Raw genomic sequence first — 15,569 nt, 5'->3', positions numbered from 1 at the left:
GAAGAGCTCGGCTGGTCGCCGAAAATCGTCGGAACAACCAGTCGTCCCGAAGGGGTGTTTTTCCGGTGCGGGGACACAGCGCTTCAACGGCACTTCGGGCTCGCGCCGCAAGTCAACCTTAAAGACGGCATCAGGCGTTCGCTGGACGTTCTCCGTGCCCGGGCGACCCACTAATAGGGGGCGGGACAAGAGCAGTTCAACATCCTGCGCTGAGATCGAACCGCATCTGGCGCAATGTACGACGCTTGCACGAATGGGGCTGCCTCGATGTTCTATCGAGGCACGAGCCGCCCTTCTCTGTCGTGAAACGACAGTAAGTAGGCATCTTCTTTCGGCCAATTTGCGCCGTAGCGCGAGCAGGTTCGGACGGCTTCACAACCCTATTTTGAAAGTCGTCTGAGAGCGAGCAACCGCCACAATTGAAGGGCATACTTGATGCTGCCTCCCATCGGGCCAAGTCGCTTAGAAAGGAAATTAAGCCGTGCGCCGGTGGCGCGAATACCCCCTCCTGCCGACTGACGTGGAACTCCTTCAAGTATCCTCGATCGTGAACTGAGGATCAGGGGTCTTGAGAGCGAGAGCGATGAAGCCGACACGCTAGCGGCCACATTGATCGAGCTGTATCAGTCGGGCGTTCGAGAGCCTTATAACCTGCAAGAGATGCTCAAGGCTTGCTGAGCTTTTTCGGTGACCGGCCGGGCAGACGAGATTGGTTGTATGCGTAGCCTGCCCGCAATCAGTGTGGCACTGACGCGACGGTGCCAACCTGGATCTGCCGGTGTAAATCTGGCGTGAACCATTCCACTGCCGCAAGGATAATCGCGGGCGCTGCGAGCGCCGCTAGAAATAAGGCTCATAATTTCGAGCTTGGTGTGATCGCTGAGGTCCATTCCCCTCAGCCTCCGATCCACAACCAAGTGCGCCCGCTACTTCAGCGGGCGCCGAGTCGCCTCCTGACTCTTCGCTCCCGATTGTCGCACGGAACCCTCATGGAGCGATTTCAGATAACGCGTGCTGGGCGCAAAGAGTTCCGGGCAGCCGAGCTCGGCTCGGAAGCAGCTCATCATCTTAATTTATAGGCGCGTTGAGACGTCATGGGCGTCTACCACCTTTAGCGGCAGGGCATGCTGATCGAGGGCATACGAGCATAGAATGGTGACGTTTCATCAGCGACGATAATGGAGGAAAATGGACGAATTTTCAAAATCTTGGGGGAACAATGATGCCCCGCAGCAGAGAACGTCCGCATGTCGATTTATGCGCGCCGCCATTTTCTTGGCGTTACTGCTGCAGCAGGAGCGAAAATTGCTGCGATGGCTGCCGTGGCTTCGACGATCCTACTGTCCATCGCCAAGCCGGCGGGAGAGAGTCGTGGAAGGACAACCACCCGGTCGCGGCCACGCATATCGAATGGGCCGTGGCTCCGGTGCTCCAATGTGCATGCTCGGCGGCACGGCAATCATGACCCCGAAGGGCGAAGTAGCAATCGAGGATTTAAGGATCGGCGACCTGGGAAGACCCTGCGAGGCGTTGCACTGCCTGTTAAATTGATCGGTCGCCACCGCTATCGCCGCAGTTCGCCCATGTGGAACTCTTCTCGAGGACAGCAATTACGAGGGTTTTACAAACTTCGTCGAATTCGTACGTCTTTATCCTGGCGACCAAGACGCCGTCCTGACGCCGTTTGCACCCATCGTCGGCTATGGCGGGCGGGAGCACTTGGAAGCGCTGTTGCGGCTGCTTCGGGATGGCTTATTCGGCCTTCGCCGCTCCAGGAGACCTTTGAGCGAAGGAGGCGTGTCGGGCGGGTTTTCAATGATGCTCTGGCCATTCGTACATCAACGCGCAAACGCCCCAAAACGAATTACTCGCCTCGAAATTTCGTGGAGAAAAGACGAGCCCGATCGTTTGCGGGGGACCAACGAGCTCATCAGTCGAGACGGGAAGTGATTTTTGCTGTGGGTTCATCTTAACAGGCGCGGCAGGCTTGTCGATTAAGCCTTAGATACATACTAGGCTTCGGGACTAAGCCCTTCGTCGCTGTCGAGTAGCGCTTTCAGAAGCTGCCTTCTGTTCTTCATATCGAACTCTCGCATCAGGTACAGGACCCTCAAGCCCTCCATCATCGCCGTGTGGCTTTTCGGGTCGACCTGGTGCAGTTCGCACCAGTCGGAGACGACCTGCTCAACAAGCTCGACCTCGCTCTCCATCGTCGGTGCAATCTGAATCTTCTTTGTTGAATGCGCCATCACGGCTCCTCCCAAATGCACGCAAACTTACATCGAACATGGAAGCCGGCGCGTACGACAAGTCCTAGCGGGGGTTCGGGACCTCTGCGGTCTGCGGTGTGTAGACGACCATTTCCGTTTTATTTTCCGACCAAGCCCCGCCGATCGCGAGGTAAGCCAGAATAACGCCAACCGAGAGCAACAGCAGGCTGATCGGGAACGCGGTTGAGGCCTTCTTTTCGGGCATATCTTGACGATGCAGGCGATACATTGAGCCCTCCCTTGTAGTTCAGGAGAACGAAGATGGCGTTCGTGGGTTCCCGCTCCCGCTAGTTATGGGACTTTAGTCCCCGTCGGCATGGCCAAAGGTCCTACCTCCATTGCCGAGCATTTCTCCCGCCACATATTGGGTAATTGTGCCTGCGGGCCACGGGCCAAACCTCTGCCGCGTTATGGTGCCTGGTCCCAGAGCAATGCTTCCACCCTTCGCTACACTCTGGGGCCTCGCCTCCGAGGTTTCGCGTGAGGTCCACCATGAACACCGGAAAGATGAGAAAGCTTAGGACTGCCGGCGGGACGTTAGAAGCTGTCTGCCTCCGAAAGCAGTATCAGTGACAGGGAAATAGTCATTGCCCTGCTCGTCGGCTGGAGGCGCCAAAAGGAGGGACGCTTTGGAGGAGGACTTGGTCTGGGGAGCGTTGCCAGACGATTTCGACACTGCCGAGCCCCTTTGGTCTTCACCCGAACGAGGGCCGGCTCACGATAATTCTGCCGCCAAAAACATGTCCCTAGTTCGAGTCGGCAGAGCGCGCCTGCCGATGGCTCTGCCGCAATATCGAAAGCAACTGCTCTCCCTGAAGAGCCCGAAATTGGACGACCTCTTCGAAGCCTATGCGCTAGCAGCCGAGGGCCCTGGAGGTTGAATATGGAGGTGCGGAGGCAGCGCGATCGTTTGGCAGAATGCCGCGACATCTGTGCAAGCATTCAAACTGAGGTGCTAAGTCTTCTGAGGGAATGCAACGACGCCTTGGGAGGCGTGAGGATCAGCTCGTGAGTTGCTGTCAAGCCTTGCTGTCGAAAGCTCCCATCGTTGCCGGACCAAGCGTTCGCTCAGGCCTCTTGTTTAACAACGGGTTGAAGGCGATTCAAAGTAGGAAGGGCCGTCTCTCGCTGGAGGCCGGAAAGGAAGTCTGCTTCGCGCGCCAGCACCCGACATCCCGTGCGCGATCGTCGAGCGGCCGCATTGGGTCGGTGGTTCTCGTTCAGCGCCCAACGTCCGGACGCGTGTGGGAACAGAATTATGTCGTTCGACGCGGAATCCTAATTGTCATTCGGCCGCTACTCCAACTTCGACCGGGTCAGGTACAGTCGTGTTGAAGATTTCCATGTAATTGCGGCGCGTAGTTGGAGACTTGTCGCCGAGCTTTTGAACCGCCGTCTCGACAACTTCCTTGAGCTGCGCGGCCTTTGGTTTCAAACCCTCCTCAATCGCCTTTATGCGCTCTTCCATAGCATCGAGATTTACGGAAACCTCCGGCCCACCAGTCTTCCCTGCTGCGGCCTTTGTCTTCGGACGCAAGGCCTTTGTGTTGACGGTTCGCTTGGTAGGCGCCGTAGCTTTCTCGTCTGCTGCCGGCTCTTCCTTGGAGGGAGACGGTTTCGCCGCGGCCGCTGACGGCTTCTCTTCCTGTGTTAGCGCCGGCGATAGCAATTCCAAGGAAGGATCTCCCCCTTTGGCATATTCAGGGGTTGTCGCCGGCACTGGCTTCGGGGGCAGATATTCGACGTCCGGCACTTGAGGAATATTGGCCTGGGCAAATGCTTCGGCCGATTTGAAAGGTTGCGTTTGGAAGAACCGCAGCTTTTCGCCGAAGATCGGCCTCTGCCCCTCAATAAGCAGGATCATCTTGTTCTCCGGCATTTGCCGGACTTCCTGCGGCATCATGAGATCGCGCTCGCGGATTTGTTCTACCTTCGTGCGGCGAGGCAGACCCATAAGTTCGATCGTGCGGGATTCCGACTGATAGCGGATCGTACGCTTTCCAAGTGCCCGGGACGCGTATTCCGCGGTGGCCTGGTCGTTGGCGCCGAGGACGAGCTGATAGCCGCAGTTGCCGAGCAAAGAGTGCCGGGACGTTTCGCCGTAGATTTCGTCGAGGTTCTTCAGATCCTGGATGATGAAGGCGAGCTTGATATTATAGCCGGCCACATAGGGCAGCTTCGTCATGATTTCATCCATCCGTTTCAACTGCCGGAACTCGTCGAGGAGGAAGTAGACGGGGAGCGAATTCGGATCGTGCTCAAGGGTCAGGATGTCCATTACCTGCTGCACGAACAGCGTCAGGAGAGGGCGCAGGAGAGTGATGTCGGTAATGTTTGGCGCCAGGTAGATCGAAATCGGCCGGCGCTTCATCGCGCGCAAGTCCATGTCCGTGACGTTGGTTGCCGCGACGATCCGTTCATTTTTGAAAGGCCGCATTGCCTTTTGAATGTCCAGAAGAGCAGAGGCGGCTGCGCGTTCGGATAGAGCGATGTATGAATTGAAGCTCTCGACGGTGAACTTCGACAGGTGGGGCTCCTTTTCCTTGATGTACTTCATCAGCGCCTGCAGATCGACGCCGCTGTTGAAAAAGGAATTGATCTCGCCGAGGTTGCGCCGGTCCTTGTAGAAAGGGCTTTCCGTGATGTAGCTGATCACGCCGGCAAGGACCTGTTGGGCCGTCGCTTGCCACACCGAGTTCTCCGATTCCGTGTTTTCCGGAACCAGGATGCTGGCGATGTTCTGTATGTCGGTGGTCCTGTTGCCGCGCTCAGAGCGTACAAAATCGAGCGGGTTATAGCGATTGGTGTTTTCCGAACCGGGCGCGAACAGGAAGACCTGACTGCCGTTCTGACGACGATAGCCAGCCGTTGCCTTGAAGACTTCGCCCTTGAGATCGGTGACGATCATCGAGCCTTCATGCATCAGCGCATTGGGAATCACATAGCCCGCACCCTTACCGGAGCGTGTCGGGCCGATGATGAGATGATGCCGATCGTCCTTGCTGCGAAGAATGTTCCGCCCGATCCGGCCGAATATGTGGCCCTGTTTGCGGAACCATTTCCCGCGCCGGAGCGAAACCAGGTCCTGAAATGCAGCATCCCCCAAGGGACTGCTCGTCGGTTTGAGGCCGATATATGCAACCAGACCGGCCACCAGAAGCGCCGGTACCATCGAACCAAGCGCGACCTTCTGCAGGGCAGGGCTCGTGTTGTAATGCCAGAACTGTTGGATCGGAGCGAAGGGATTGCTCGTAATTGTCGTTTCCAGAATCCGCCCGTCTTTATAGAAGAGCTGAAGTCCCAGGCCGTACCCGAGCATCCAGACAACGAATGCTATCCCGAGGCAAAAGAGCAGGTAGAAGGCCTGGAGCTGCTTCGTCATGATTCATCCCGGGCAAAGAAAATCTCGGAGACGCCACGCTTGCCGCCTTCGCGGCGGAGCTGAATAACGATCGGGATGACCATCTGAATATACGACATGAGATCATGCTTCGAAAAACCTGCCGACATACCTGCTTGCTGCATCATCATGGCTAGCTGTTCATAGGCGCCCATCGGCGTATCAGCGTGAACCGTGGACATGCTGCCTGGATGGCCGGTGTTGATTGCGCGAAGAAATGAGAACGCCTCTGCGCCGCGAATTTCGCCAACGAACAGTCGATCCGGCCGCATGCGCAGCGATGACTCGAGCAGGCTTTGGATAGTCACATCTGCGGTGCCCTGGTCGCCCTTCGACGCGATCAAGTGAACCGCGTTCGCTTGCGGCGGGAAGAGCTCTCGGGTGTCCTCGAGCGTGATGATCCGCTCATACGGATCGACGCTCTTCAGGCAGGCATTGAGGAACGTCGTCTTACCGGAAGAGGTGCCGCCGCTGATCAGGATCGAGACCCGCTTGGTGATGGCGGTATGGATGAAATCGTAAATCCGATTTGCGCGCAGATGAGCTATCAACTCGCGATCGGTATCGCTCAGGCCGCCGACGGCGACAGAGACCTTATCCAGTGAGCCGTTGTCGCGGTACTCCTCGAGCGTGAAGTTATTGACCACCTGCTTGCGGATTGAGATCGAGCCGCCTTCTGGCGCCGCCGGCGGCAGCACAATCTGGATGCGCTCGCCGGTCGGAAGCGCGGCACTCAGGATCGGCTTGGAGCGGCTAATAAACTGGTTGGTGGCGGCCGCAACGCGCTCGCCGATGTTCTGGATTTCATCGGCCGTCAGGGCGCCGATCAGATGATGTTCCATGTGATCGGCGCCAAACCGTTCGACGTAGACGTGTCCCGGCTTGTTAACGGCGATTTCCACCACCTTCGGATCGTCGAGGAATTGCTTGGTCGGATCGAGGGCGCGGTTGAGGAAGTAATGCGGATCACGTCTGATTGTAGTGGTGCTACCTGCCGCGACGTTCACGTTGAATCTCCTTCATCGCTTCGGTGACCGGGTCGTCATACATGGCGCTGAAATCCAGATCCTGGCGCACATAGACAAAGATCCGCTCGCCTTGGCTGACGCTGATGGTGGGAGGAATCCGAAGGTTTTCGCTCAAGGCCTGGTTCGCCATGTCCGAGAAGGTTTCGGCGATCGTTTCGCGGGCTAGTTCCTCACCGCGCTGAGCCTCACTGTTGTTGTCCCCGAATGCCTCGTCGCTTCCGTATCCCGTCAGGAAACTGGCGCCGGCGCCAACGACCGAAAGCATGATTGCTGAGCCGAACCGCTCGCGCCACTTGTTGTCGACATGACCGGTTAGGCCCGAGCGTCCCAAGCTATCTGTGCCGATGGAGTTGAGGCGCACCGACACACCATCATCGCGAATGAGGCGGGTCCAGATGACGAAAATCCGCTTTTGCCCGCGTGTGACTTCGGATTGGTATTCTCCGATCAAGCGCGTGCCGGTCGGGATCAGCACGCGCCGACCGTCGAAGGAGTAGACGTCCTGCGAGGTGATGGCTCGAATCTGGCCGGGAAGGTCGCTGTTGATCGCTGTTTCGAGGAGACCCGGAATCAAAGTTCCCTCCGGTATCATCGCGTCGATGCGCTCGATCTGCCGAGCCTTTGTGCTTCGATCGGCGAGGCTGGACGCCGCCGCCAGATACTTGCTGTTGCGATCTTCGCCGGCAACGGTCAGTCCGGAATCCTCATCGCCTGACAAACTCCCGTTTCCATTGCCATCTCCTTTTTGATCGAGCGAGATCAGGCCGGACTTGTATCGTTCGGGAAATTCTTCGACAGGCGCAACCTCGGGCGTTGTCTCGATGACCTCTGGCGGAGGCGGCACGTTGAATTGGGTCGTGTCGACGGCCGTTTCTTGAACCGGCTCAGGGGGTGGCGGCAAGTTGATTACTGCAGGTTCTATCTCCGGCTTCGGCTCTTCGTGTTCTCGGACGAATGACGGCGGCCGGAAGGTCGTCGTCTGAAACTCTTCGTCGCTGTCAACAACATCACGCGGCTTTTCGCCGGCCGTCGCGAGTACGAAGTAGGCCGCCACGGCGCCCCCGAGGAGAAGGGCGGCCATGCCGAAAGCTTGATTGCGTCCAACATTCCTGTTGCTGACAGCCGTTTCGTCGGCCGCTGTGATGGCCTCAAGTTCGGGACTGCGCTTCATTAATTGCCGCTCCTCCTACGTTTCGTCGCCTTCGTGTCAGGGGCCGGACCGAGAATGTCGGGGTCCGGAGCGCCGAAGTCGGGCTTGCGAAGGTTGAAGATGCAGGTCCATTGATTGCCGTCGCGCAGGGTGTATTGCGTTGCGACGCCGTCGACGACGATATATTCGCCTTCCTTTCGGAAGTTGCGCAGCGTCTCGGAAAAATCGGCTTGAACGGCGAAAATCGCCGGGACCGGGCTGCCGAACTTGAAGAAGGTCTTTTTCCCGTCGTCGAAGATCACAGACGGCTTCAGCGCCGGGTCTCCGGAAAATGAATAGTCGATGTTGACGTTGGCTTTGTCGAGATTCGACATGTTCGGGTTTGCCGCGCGGAACTCGGCTTCTTTGCGAAGTGCGGCGTTCAGGTCCTTTTCCGGATACACGAAACGGATCCCGAACACCTGCTTGCCGTCAGTCGGAGCATGGTCGTTGAGCTCGAGGAAATAGATCCTCTTGGTGGTCACAACATTCATGTTTGTGGCGACGTTCTTGGCGATCGGCTTAACGAAAAGGATGTTTCCCTTTTCGGAAGGGGCCACCTGCCAACTATCGGTGTCGCCGAGCGAGATCGTCTCGAATTTTTCGTCCTCGTCAAAGATGATCATGGTGGAGATGCCGTAGGTGGCAGAGACCTTCACAACGTTGTTGGACTGGTAGACGACGCTGGTGACGCGCGAATCGAGCGTGCCGGGCCGAGGAGCCTGCGCAGCATAGGCGTGAGTCATCGTGGCGGCCACGCAGGCCGCGGAAAGCAGGAGGCGTTTCATCATTCCTCACCTCCCAGCGTCACCGTCTCTTGATCGCGGCGGTAATTATAGACCTGGAAGCCTAGGGGGTTCTCGAAGCGCCATTCGTTGGTCGCCGGCGTGTCCGTGTAGCGATATCGAACGACCGAAATGTAGTGCCTGCTGATTGAATCCGTGTCCGATTTTTCCGTGGTGGAAAACCGGACCAAGGCCGTGCTTGCATTGGAGAAAGTGACGGACTTGATGTCCACGGTCACCTTTTTGTTCTTCCCGAGCACCTTTGCCGGATTGTTGGGATTGGCTGCGCTGTAGAGCTCCTGCAGCTCGCGGGCAGCATCGTCGGTGGAGAGCAGGGCGGCGATGCCGAAATTCTGCTCGATGGCAAAAGGATCGTAGCCTTCGCGCGAGCGGATATACCGAACAACGTTTGCCTGGGTGACCGCCTGTTGATCGGTGAGCTTGGCCGATCGCGTGAGACCGGTTTTGACCTCCATGTAACCGGTGTTCTTGTCGACTTCGACGATGTATGGCTCGAAGCTCTTCAGTGGAACGAGCATCACCAGCGCCGTCAGTGACAGCAGGGTAATAGCACCGAAAATCATTGTGACGAACCAAGCGAGCGAGCGTGATCGCTTGGCTCTCTTTACGATTTCCTGTTCCCAGCGATCGCCATCCTGAAAATAGCTCCGAAGAGCTGCGTCATTCGTTTCTGCCATGCGTTCTAGCCCTTACATCTAGCCCTTACACTCCGCCTCAGCGAGGCATGCTGTTGCTGCTTATGCGGTTTTGCATCGCCTCAGCACTGGCGTTTCGAATATTGGTTCTCATGCCCTCCTGCGTGCGCGCCCTGGCTTGCATGCCGGCGTTGCCAATGGCTCCCGCCAGCCGTTGCCCTCCGGACAATGCGGATATTGGTGCCGATACGCCGGCCCATCGGCCAACAGCGCGTGCAGCGTTTCCAATGCCGGCCGCTACACCGCCAGTAATGCCCTGCGCGAGTACCTGAATGTTGAAGAGGACAAATGCGCCTGCAGCGCAGAGCAGCAGGAAGGCAGCAACATCGCTAAGCTGAAGCCGCCGCTGGCTCGCAGCGCTCGCGACTTTCGTCAGTTCCGGGTCCATGGCCGAGATCAGGAATGCGGCCACGACATAAACGAACAGAGGGATCAGCGCATACATCAGCACCTGTTGAAACCAGGCTACGCCCAAACCTCTCGTTTGATCGAAGAGCATGCAGCCGATGAAGATTGGAGCGGTTCCGATCAGGACCCACATCATCACCTTGGCAAGCAGCAGAATCGCCAGCGCCACGGCAATGAAGACCCCCACTGCAAACATGATCAGAAAACCGACCATGGAGGGGAGAATTGTTAAGTAGCCGGACTGCTCCGCAAAAGCGGAAGCAGCGTCGTTTGCCGTTTTCCAGATCATCGACAGGCCGTTTGTCGGCTCTGTGATGCCTGTTCCTGTGGCGGTCAGAATCGCCCGGCCGACGTCTTCCGGCGTGTTGTTCAGCCAGGAATAGAAAAGCGAGTTGAAGTAGTCCCACTCCCTGATCAGCGCCAGGATGAGCAACATTCGGGCTACGCGGCCAATGATCTCGCCGACGCTGACGCGGGCCGTCCCCAGGAAGAGTTGCAGCCCATAATAGCCAACATAGGCGATGAACATGATGGTGAGCAGCGGCACGATTTCATCGCCAACAATCCCGTAAGCTCTCGAAGAGAAATTCGCGCCTGTCTGTTCAATTCTGTCCAGCAGCTCGCCTAAGAAATCGTGCATCGTGCCAACCGCCCTTATTCAGCCGCCATGGCCTCGATCGCCGCTACGGCTGCCGCAGCATCACCGTTGACGCTCATCATCGGACCGCATTCCTGGCGAGGATCCGGCGCGTAAGAGGTCAGGTTGGCTGGTCTCTTGCAGGGTGCGGTCTTTTCCTTCGCTGCTGTACCGCAGCCGGCGAGGCCGACCGCGATCAGCACAGGAACCAGAACCTTTGCCGTGGTGGTGATATTACTGATCACTGTAGGTGAGGACCTTCTTCGTGTTGGAAATATCCGTCAGGCGGCGTTGGTTATCGGCCTGGAGCGACGACACGGCGCCGTTCATGACGCCGATCAATTCGTTGATCGTCAGGCCAGCCTGCACCTGAAGCTGAGTGTTCTGATCGATCGAACCTTTGATGTCGTTAGCCTGGCCGATATTTGCACCTGCCTGCTCGAACGAAGTGCGGCGTGTCTGGACGGCCTGTTGCGAGCCATTCACGAGCGCCGCAACACCGAGAACGGTATTCACCATCTCTTCATAGGACTTGTCGCCTGAGAACGAGCTGCCTGCCTGACCGGAGAGGTTTTTCACCAATTGCAGGCCGTTGATGAAGTTCGTTGCGACATTGGCAACATCGCCGCCCATGCTTCCGAAGTTCGGAACGCCGCCCGTCATGAGGCTATCGAAAGACGGCATTTGGGAGACGCTGAATCCATTGCCAACGGCAAGGTTCTGCATCTGGTTAGCATCGCTACCGCGATCGCCGGTCACCGCCTGAAGGGTCTCCTGGACCGTTTTCAGGACTTCCTTATTTGTCCCGAGAATTTGATCGGTCGTCGTCGACGTCCTCTGAGCGATCTCGAGGTTAGCAGCGTCGATGACCGGGACTTGCGCGAAAGCTCCGGACGCAAGGGCCACCGAGCACGCCGTTAAAAGCAAACGTTTCATGGCAGTTCTCCTCATTGAGCGGTCAACATCAGATCTACATTGGCTTCGCGCTCCCGCTTCTGGACGCAAGCCTTTTCAGTCGGACTCCATTCAAGCCCCTCACGGGGATCGCAAACGCCGGTTGTTTCGCGATCCTCCTCGTCGTCATCGTTCTTGATTTCGCTGGTGCGCGCGGAGCCGGACAGGCCGCTGACATCAACCGCATTTCGAGAATTCATGAGGTCCGCCATCGTCGTGCCGAGCCGGATAACCTGGTTCATCATTTCGAGATTGGCATTACGCGCGCCGGTGTTGTGGTCCCAACTGTCTTGAATCGTGCCACTGGACATTGCGCCCAATTGTTGCAGCCAGGAGGCTACGTTCCCGCTGCTTTCCCCGATCGCCTGCGAAGTCGCCATTGAGTTGATCGTGGAGTCTCGCATGCCGGTAAAAGCCGTGGAGCCGCCGCCATAGTTCGCAGGAATATTGGCCACGTCGGAACCGCCGAAAGCTGGTAACCACTTTTGGGTGATGTTCGCCACATACCCCTGCGTTTCCTTGAAGGGAGGTATGCCGCCATATTCCTGGACGCGGCCAGGTCCCGCGTTGTAGGCGGCCAGCGCCAGATTGGTGTTGCCGTTGAATCGGCGAAGCTGTTGCTTCAGATAGCGCGCGCCGCCCCGAAGGTTGTCTTCCATGTCATAAGGATTAACCCCGAGATCCTTCGCCGTACCCGGCATGAGCTGTGACAGGCCGATCGCGCCGACGGGCGATTTCGCACATGGATTGAACCGGCTTTCCTGATAGACGAGCGCCATGAAGAGGTTTTCATCAACGCCTTCCTCTTGGGCCACTCGCTTCACCAGCCCGGTAATTTCCGGGTTTGCAGTCGCAGCCGAAGCCGCGTCACCGCTTCGGCCTGGGCGATACATCGAGCAGGTCACGCTTTTGCTGACGGTGTGACGATCACTATCCGTCTTCTCGATTTCCGTCGTCGTCTGGTCGCGTTTGGTATCGGTCTCAAGCACCTTGCCATCAATCACCGGCACTTGAGAGAGCGCCGGCCCGGCTGCGCCGAGCGTCAGCGACGAAATCACCCACAAAGCAGGACTCTTCCTCATTCGGCTTTCTCCCATCCGCAAAAATCAGCCAGCCAATTCTCAGGCTCGTCGCCATATCTTTCTCGAAGCGCTGCGCACTCCTCGACAGTCTCCTTGCGTCCGGAAAGCACCTTCACGAGATCGGGCATCGTGGAGAGATCGAGCCGAGCGATGACCGAGTCATTGCCGTGCTTGATCAGGAAGGTTCGCTTTTCGGGCGGGGTGTTCTTGATGAAGTTGAATTCCTTCACCGTCAGGCCAAAGCGCTTGATGTAGCTCTCTTCGTCAGCCCGAGGATTTGGGAAGTGAATGTTGGTCGCTGACTGCTCGATCAGCGTATGCGAGGCTTTCGCCTTCGCGATATCCGCTGCGGACTGAGTGCCGAAGCCGACAATGCCGTTGAGCTTTCGGATGGTTTTCATCTTGTCGACGATGAACGCCGAAAAGGTCTCGTCCATGAGGAGCTGCCAGCCCTCGTCCATGAAAAACATGACCGGGTTTCCATCGAGCAGCTCGTCCAGACGATGATAGAGGTACATCAGCGCCGGTGTGCGAAGATCCTCGTTCCCGAGGATGTTCGTCATGTCGAACCCAAAGACGCTCCGACCAGAGAAGGAGAGCACGTCGTGCGGAGCGTTGAACAGCCACGCCTTTTCGCCCTCGATCCAGGGGCGAAGGCGTGCGTGAAGGTCGTTGGCGTCCGCTCGCGAGCGACCCACCAGCAGGCCGGCCAGGTTCGGCAGATTCCGCTCCGCCGCTGGTTCCTGCATCAAGCGGACGATTGCCCTTTCAAGCGTATCCTCGTCCTCCTGGGTGAAGTCGCTGCGGTCGCCGGAGCGCAGCATCGCCTTCAGAAGGCGAAGGAGGAATTCGCGATTAGGGCCGGTGTTTTCAAGCTGGAGGGGGTTAAAGCCCGTTGGCGTCCCCGGCGACAGAACCTCATAGGAGCCGCCGATCGCTCGCACAAAAATCTCCGCGCCACGGTCCTTGTCGAAGAACACCGCCTTTGGCGTCGGTGAAACGCGCATGGCCTGCGCCAGCAGGAAAGTAAGGGCAACTGTTTTGCCGGAGCCGGTCGGCCCGGTGACAAGGAAGTGGCCGATGTCGCGGCGATGGAAATTGAACCAGTACGGCGTTTGCGACGTGGTTTCGAGGATCGTGATCGGCAATCCCCAATGGGTGCGATCCGCCTGGCCCGTCGCGAAGTTGTGCATCGAGGACAGGCCGGAAAAATTCGCGCTCGACAGCATTGCTTTGCGAGCAATGTAGCTGTGATTGCCGGGCAGTTGCGCCCAAAATCCCGCTTCGAGGTTCAGATCCTCGCGAAGCCAGGTGAGGTTCATGTCGGTGAGGCAAGCACCGAGTTCGGAAACGGTGCGGCTAAGGCCCGGGAGATCGCGGGAGAGGCATAGGAGCGAAAGATGGTGGAAGCCGAAAACGGCTTCCTGGTTCATCAGGCTATTGAGCGCATAGTCGATATCCTGTTCGACTGAGCTACCGGACTCGTCCGAGGCTCTGATCTGCCTCTGCAATCGACTAATACGTTCTTGAGCGATTGGCTTGTCGGCGATGGTGAAGGATTGCGTCAGAATGAATTCGTGGTTCACCTGCAGCAGGCCGTCCAACATTCCCGGCCCGGTGAAGGGCGGATATTCCTTGATGGACAGCAGCGCCCCAAAGCGGGTGTCTTCATCGACAGCCGCTTGAGCCTGCATCGTCCGCTTGCTGAAATGCAGTCGCGAAGTTCCGACATAATTGCGAATGCCCATCCGGGGCAGGCGCATCTTGCGCGGCACGCCGCAGCTCAGGATCGCATTGAAGAACTCGCAGGGCTCGGAGTAGGGATCACCTTTCTCCTTCTCTTCACGCCCCTCAATCTTGGCCTCGTCGTCATTCCTGCGACGATAGGTAATTCCGAGCGCCCGGGCTCCATACTTGTGCAGATCGCGGATGATGTTGCCGATCAGCTCCTCGAGCTCCGTAACATCTTCGCGCGTTTGCTGGACCCGAGCGTCCCTGTTTGCCTTGTCAAAGAGCCTCTTCAACGAGTCGCCGACGCCGAGGGCGCCCCGCATCCCAGACCGCACGACCGTCAAGTATATTTCGTTCGTAAACATGCGCTTGTGGCGCAGTTGCCCCATGTAACGCTTGTTCAACAGGTCGCAGAATGGTTCGTCGAACGCGCCACCGATCTGCGTTTCGACCTCTCTCCGGATCACGGTCGACCAAAGAGAATAGCGGCTCGACCCCAAGGCACGGATCATCGTGTTCTGGACGACCGACCGCATGTTGAGTTCAGCCTGGTCCTCCGTCTGGAAGAACAGTCCATCGAGTTTGATGACGCTTAGAAGCGATCCGTTTTCCAGCCCGATCACTGTGTCGGAGACGTGTCGGAGATACGGAATATGAGTCGACATGGGCCGCTCATTGCTGGCGACCCGGCCGAATCCAAGCTCTTCTTTAACGACTTTCAGCATGGTCACGGTCCGTAGGAGTTGGTGCCCCAAAAGCGCTTGTTGGGCGTGCGGGGCGTCTTGCGAGACGTCACCTGCATCACATCGAGGATCCTGTTGTCCCAGGTGCAGAGAGAGAACAGGACGAGGTAAGCAACCGGCGCGATGAGCAACGCCAGGAGGTCGTCCGTTGCAAGCCAGCCGATAACGGTGACGCCAACGATCAGCACCACCGCCATGTAGGGCACGCCCCAAAGCGTTGGGGACCGGGTTAACCCGATCACCAACGGCGTCAGAGCTGGTTTTTCGTCCTGAAACTCACTCATCGGTCACTGGCCGACCGCCGAGATCATCTCGTCGACGATCGCCGGTGCGCCAAACACCAGACCGATTCCCATCACGACCGCGCCGGCCGTGAACCATGACAAGCGACCGGCGAATGCCAGAAAGCCAAGGCCGATAACGGCTATGATCGCGAGCAGCCGACCGAACGGGCCTGTGATGAAATCGACGATCATCTGTACCGCCGTCTGCAGCGGTCCGAAGGCGCCGCCTGCACTCTGCGCGAGAGCAATATCAGCGCCCGCGACTTGGTATGCCGCCACAATGCCGAGCGTGGCTGCGAGCTTCACCGCCTGAGACTTCCTCGTTTGCATTTCAAACTGCAT

Annotated in this window: 14 protein-coding genes; all 14 read right to left on the bottom strand. The window is 57.9% G+C overall.

Annotation, left to right across the window (positions count from 1 at the left end):
- Nucleotides 1-2,012 precede the first annotated feature (2,012 nt).
- Nucleotides 2,013-2,249, bottom strand: coding sequence for a hypothetical protein (locus CO664_RS24755; protein WP_097540247.1), 237 nt, complete (start codon nt 2,247-2,249; stop codon nt 2,013-2,015).
- Between the two features lie 64 nt (nt 2,250-2,313).
- Nucleotides 2,314-2,499 carry a hypothetical protein gene (locus CO664_RS24750; RefSeq protein ID WP_103451176.1) on the bottom strand — a complete coding sequence of 62 codons (186 nt, stop codon included), beginning with the start codon at nt 2,497-2,499 and terminating at the stop codon, nt 2,314-2,316.
- A gap of 1,056 nt (nt 2,500-3,555) precedes the next feature.
- Complete coding sequence (locus CO664_RS24740) at nt 3,556-5,652, bottom strand: type IV secretory system conjugative DNA transfer family protein (RefSeq protein ID WP_097540246.1); 2,097 nt, start codon at nt 5,650-5,652, stop codon at nt 3,556-3,558.
- Nucleotides 5,649-6,677, bottom strand: a complete 1,029-nt coding sequence (virB11, locus tag CO664_RS24735) for a P-type DNA transfer ATPase VirB11 (protein WP_097540245.1) — start codon at nt 6,675-6,677, stop codon at nt 5,649-5,651. Before virB11 ends, CO664_RS24740 begins: the two co-directional genes overlap by 4 nt.
- Nucleotides 6,658-7,869 carry a type IV secretion system protein VirB10 gene (gene virB10, locus CO664_RS24730; protein ID WP_097540244.1) on the bottom strand — a complete coding sequence of 404 codons (1,212 nt, stop codon included), beginning with the start codon at nt 7,867-7,869 and terminating at the stop codon, nt 6,658-6,660. The genes virB11 and virB10 overlap by 20 nt, the downstream gene beginning before the upstream one ends.
- Entirely contained in the window at nt 7,869-8,678 is an 810-nt protein-coding gene (gene virB9, locus CO664_RS24725; RefSeq protein ID WP_097540243.1) for a P-type conjugative transfer protein VirB9, read from the bottom strand. The genes virB10 and virB9 overlap by 1 nt, the downstream gene beginning before the upstream one ends.
- Nucleotides 8,675-9,370 carry a type IV secretion system protein gene (locus CO664_RS24720; RefSeq protein WP_097540242.1) on the bottom strand — a complete coding sequence of 232 codons (696 nt, stop codon included), beginning with the start codon at nt 9,368-9,370 and terminating at the stop codon, nt 8,675-8,677. The genes virB9 and CO664_RS24720 overlap by 4 nt, the downstream gene beginning before the upstream one ends.
- Before the next feature lie 37 nt (nt 9,371-9,407).
- On the bottom strand, nt 9,408-10,436 hold the full coding sequence (locus CO664_RS24715; protein ID WP_097540241.1) for a type IV secretion system protein: 1,029 nt from the start codon (nt 10,434-10,436) through the stop codon (nt 9,408-9,410).
- Between the two features lie 14 nt (nt 10,437-10,450).
- Nucleotides 10,451-10,678 carry a hypothetical protein gene (locus tag CO664_RS24710; protein WP_097540240.1) on the bottom strand — a complete coding sequence of 76 codons (228 nt, stop codon included), beginning with the start codon at nt 10,676-10,678 and terminating at the stop codon, nt 10,451-10,453.
- On the bottom strand, nt 10,668-11,369 hold the full coding sequence (locus CO664_RS24705) for a type IV secretion system protein (RefSeq protein ID WP_097540239.1): 702 nt from the start codon (nt 11,367-11,369) through the stop codon (nt 10,668-10,670). Before CO664_RS24705 ends, CO664_RS24710 begins: the two co-directional genes overlap by 11 nt.
- Before the next feature lie 11 nt (nt 11,370-11,380).
- Nucleotides 11,381-12,469 carry a lytic transglycosylase domain-containing protein gene (locus tag CO664_RS24700; RefSeq protein WP_097540238.1) on the bottom strand — a complete coding sequence of 363 codons (1,089 nt, stop codon included), beginning with the start codon at nt 12,467-12,469 and terminating at the stop codon, nt 11,381-11,383.
- Nucleotides 12,466-14,925: a VirB4 family type IV secretion/conjugal transfer ATPase gene (locus CO664_RS24695; protein ID WP_097540237.1), complete on the bottom strand. Its 2,460-nt coding sequence runs from the start codon at nt 14,923-14,925 to the stop codon at nt 12,466-12,468. The genes CO664_RS24700 and CO664_RS24695 overlap by 4 nt, the downstream gene beginning before the upstream one ends.
- 2 nt (nt 14,926-14,927) lie before the next feature.
- Nucleotides 14,928-15,227 carry a VirB3 family type IV secretion system protein gene (locus CO664_RS24690; RefSeq protein WP_097540236.1) on the bottom strand — a complete coding sequence of 100 codons (300 nt, stop codon included), beginning with the start codon at nt 15,225-15,227 and terminating at the stop codon, nt 14,928-14,930.
- A 3-nt stretch (nt 15,228-15,230) separates the two neighbouring features.
- Nucleotides 15,231-15,569, bottom strand: coding sequence for a TrbC/VirB2 family protein (locus CO664_RS24685; RefSeq protein ID WP_097540235.1), 339 nt, complete (start codon nt 15,567-15,569; stop codon nt 15,231-15,233).

The sequence above is a fragment of the Sinorhizobium sp. NG07B genome, assembly GCF_002532005.1.
In the GTDB taxonomy this organism is placed as follows: domain Bacteria; phylum Pseudomonadota; class Alphaproteobacteria; order Rhizobiales; family Rhizobiaceae; genus Sinorhizobium; species Sinorhizobium fredii_C.
The sequence above is the reverse complement of the archived record's forward strand: the minus strand, read 5'-3'. Positions and strand labels throughout refer to the sequence as shown.

Excerpts from the sequence above, each read along its gene's own strand:
- CO664_RS24755 (WP_097540247.1), bottom strand. The coding sequence starts at position 2,249 with ATGGCGCATTCAACAAAGAAGATTCAGATTGCACCGACGATGGAGAGC.
- CO664_RS24750 (WP_103451176.1), bottom strand. The coding sequence starts at position 2,499 with ATGTATCGCCTGCATCGTCAAGATATGCCCGAAAAGAAGGCCTCAACC.
- CO664_RS24740 (WP_097540246.1), bottom strand. The coding sequence starts at position 5,652 with ATGACGAAGCAGCTCCAGGCCTTCTACCTGCTCTTTTGCCTCGGGATA.
- virB10 (WP_097540244.1), bottom strand. The coding sequence starts at position 7,869 with ATGAAGCGCAGTCCCGAACTTGAGGCCATCACAGCGGCCGACGAAACG.
- virB9 (WP_097540243.1), bottom strand. The coding sequence starts at position 8,678 with ATGATGAAACGCCTCCTGCTTTCCGCGGCCTGCGTGGCCGCCACGATG.
- CO664_RS24720 (WP_097540242.1), bottom strand. The coding sequence starts at position 9,370 with ATGGCAGAAACGAATGACGCAGCTCTTCGGAGCTATTTTCAGGATGGC.
- CO664_RS24715 (WP_097540241.1), bottom strand. The coding sequence starts at position 10,436 with ATGCACGATTTCTTAGGCGAGCTGCTGGACAGAATTGAACAGACAGGC.
- CO664_RS24705 (WP_097540239.1), bottom strand. The coding sequence starts at position 11,369 with ATGAAACGTTTGCTTTTAACGGCGTGCTCGGTGGCCCTTGCGTCCGGA.
- CO664_RS24700 (WP_097540238.1), bottom strand. The coding sequence starts at position 12,469 with ATGAGGAAGAGTCCTGCTTTGTGGGTGATTTCGTCGCTGACGCTCGGC.
- CO664_RS24695 (WP_097540237.1), bottom strand. The coding sequence starts at position 14,925 with ATGCTGAAAGTCGTTAAAGAAGAGCTTGGATTCGGCCGGGTCGCCAGC.
- CO664_RS24690 (WP_097540236.1), bottom strand. The coding sequence starts at position 15,227 with ATGAGTGAGTTTCAGGACGAAAAACCAGCTCTGACGCCGTTGGTGATC.
- CO664_RS24685 (WP_097540235.1), bottom strand. The coding sequence starts at position 15,569 with ATGCAGTTTGAAATGCAAACGAGGAAGTCTCAGGCGGTGAAGCTCGCA.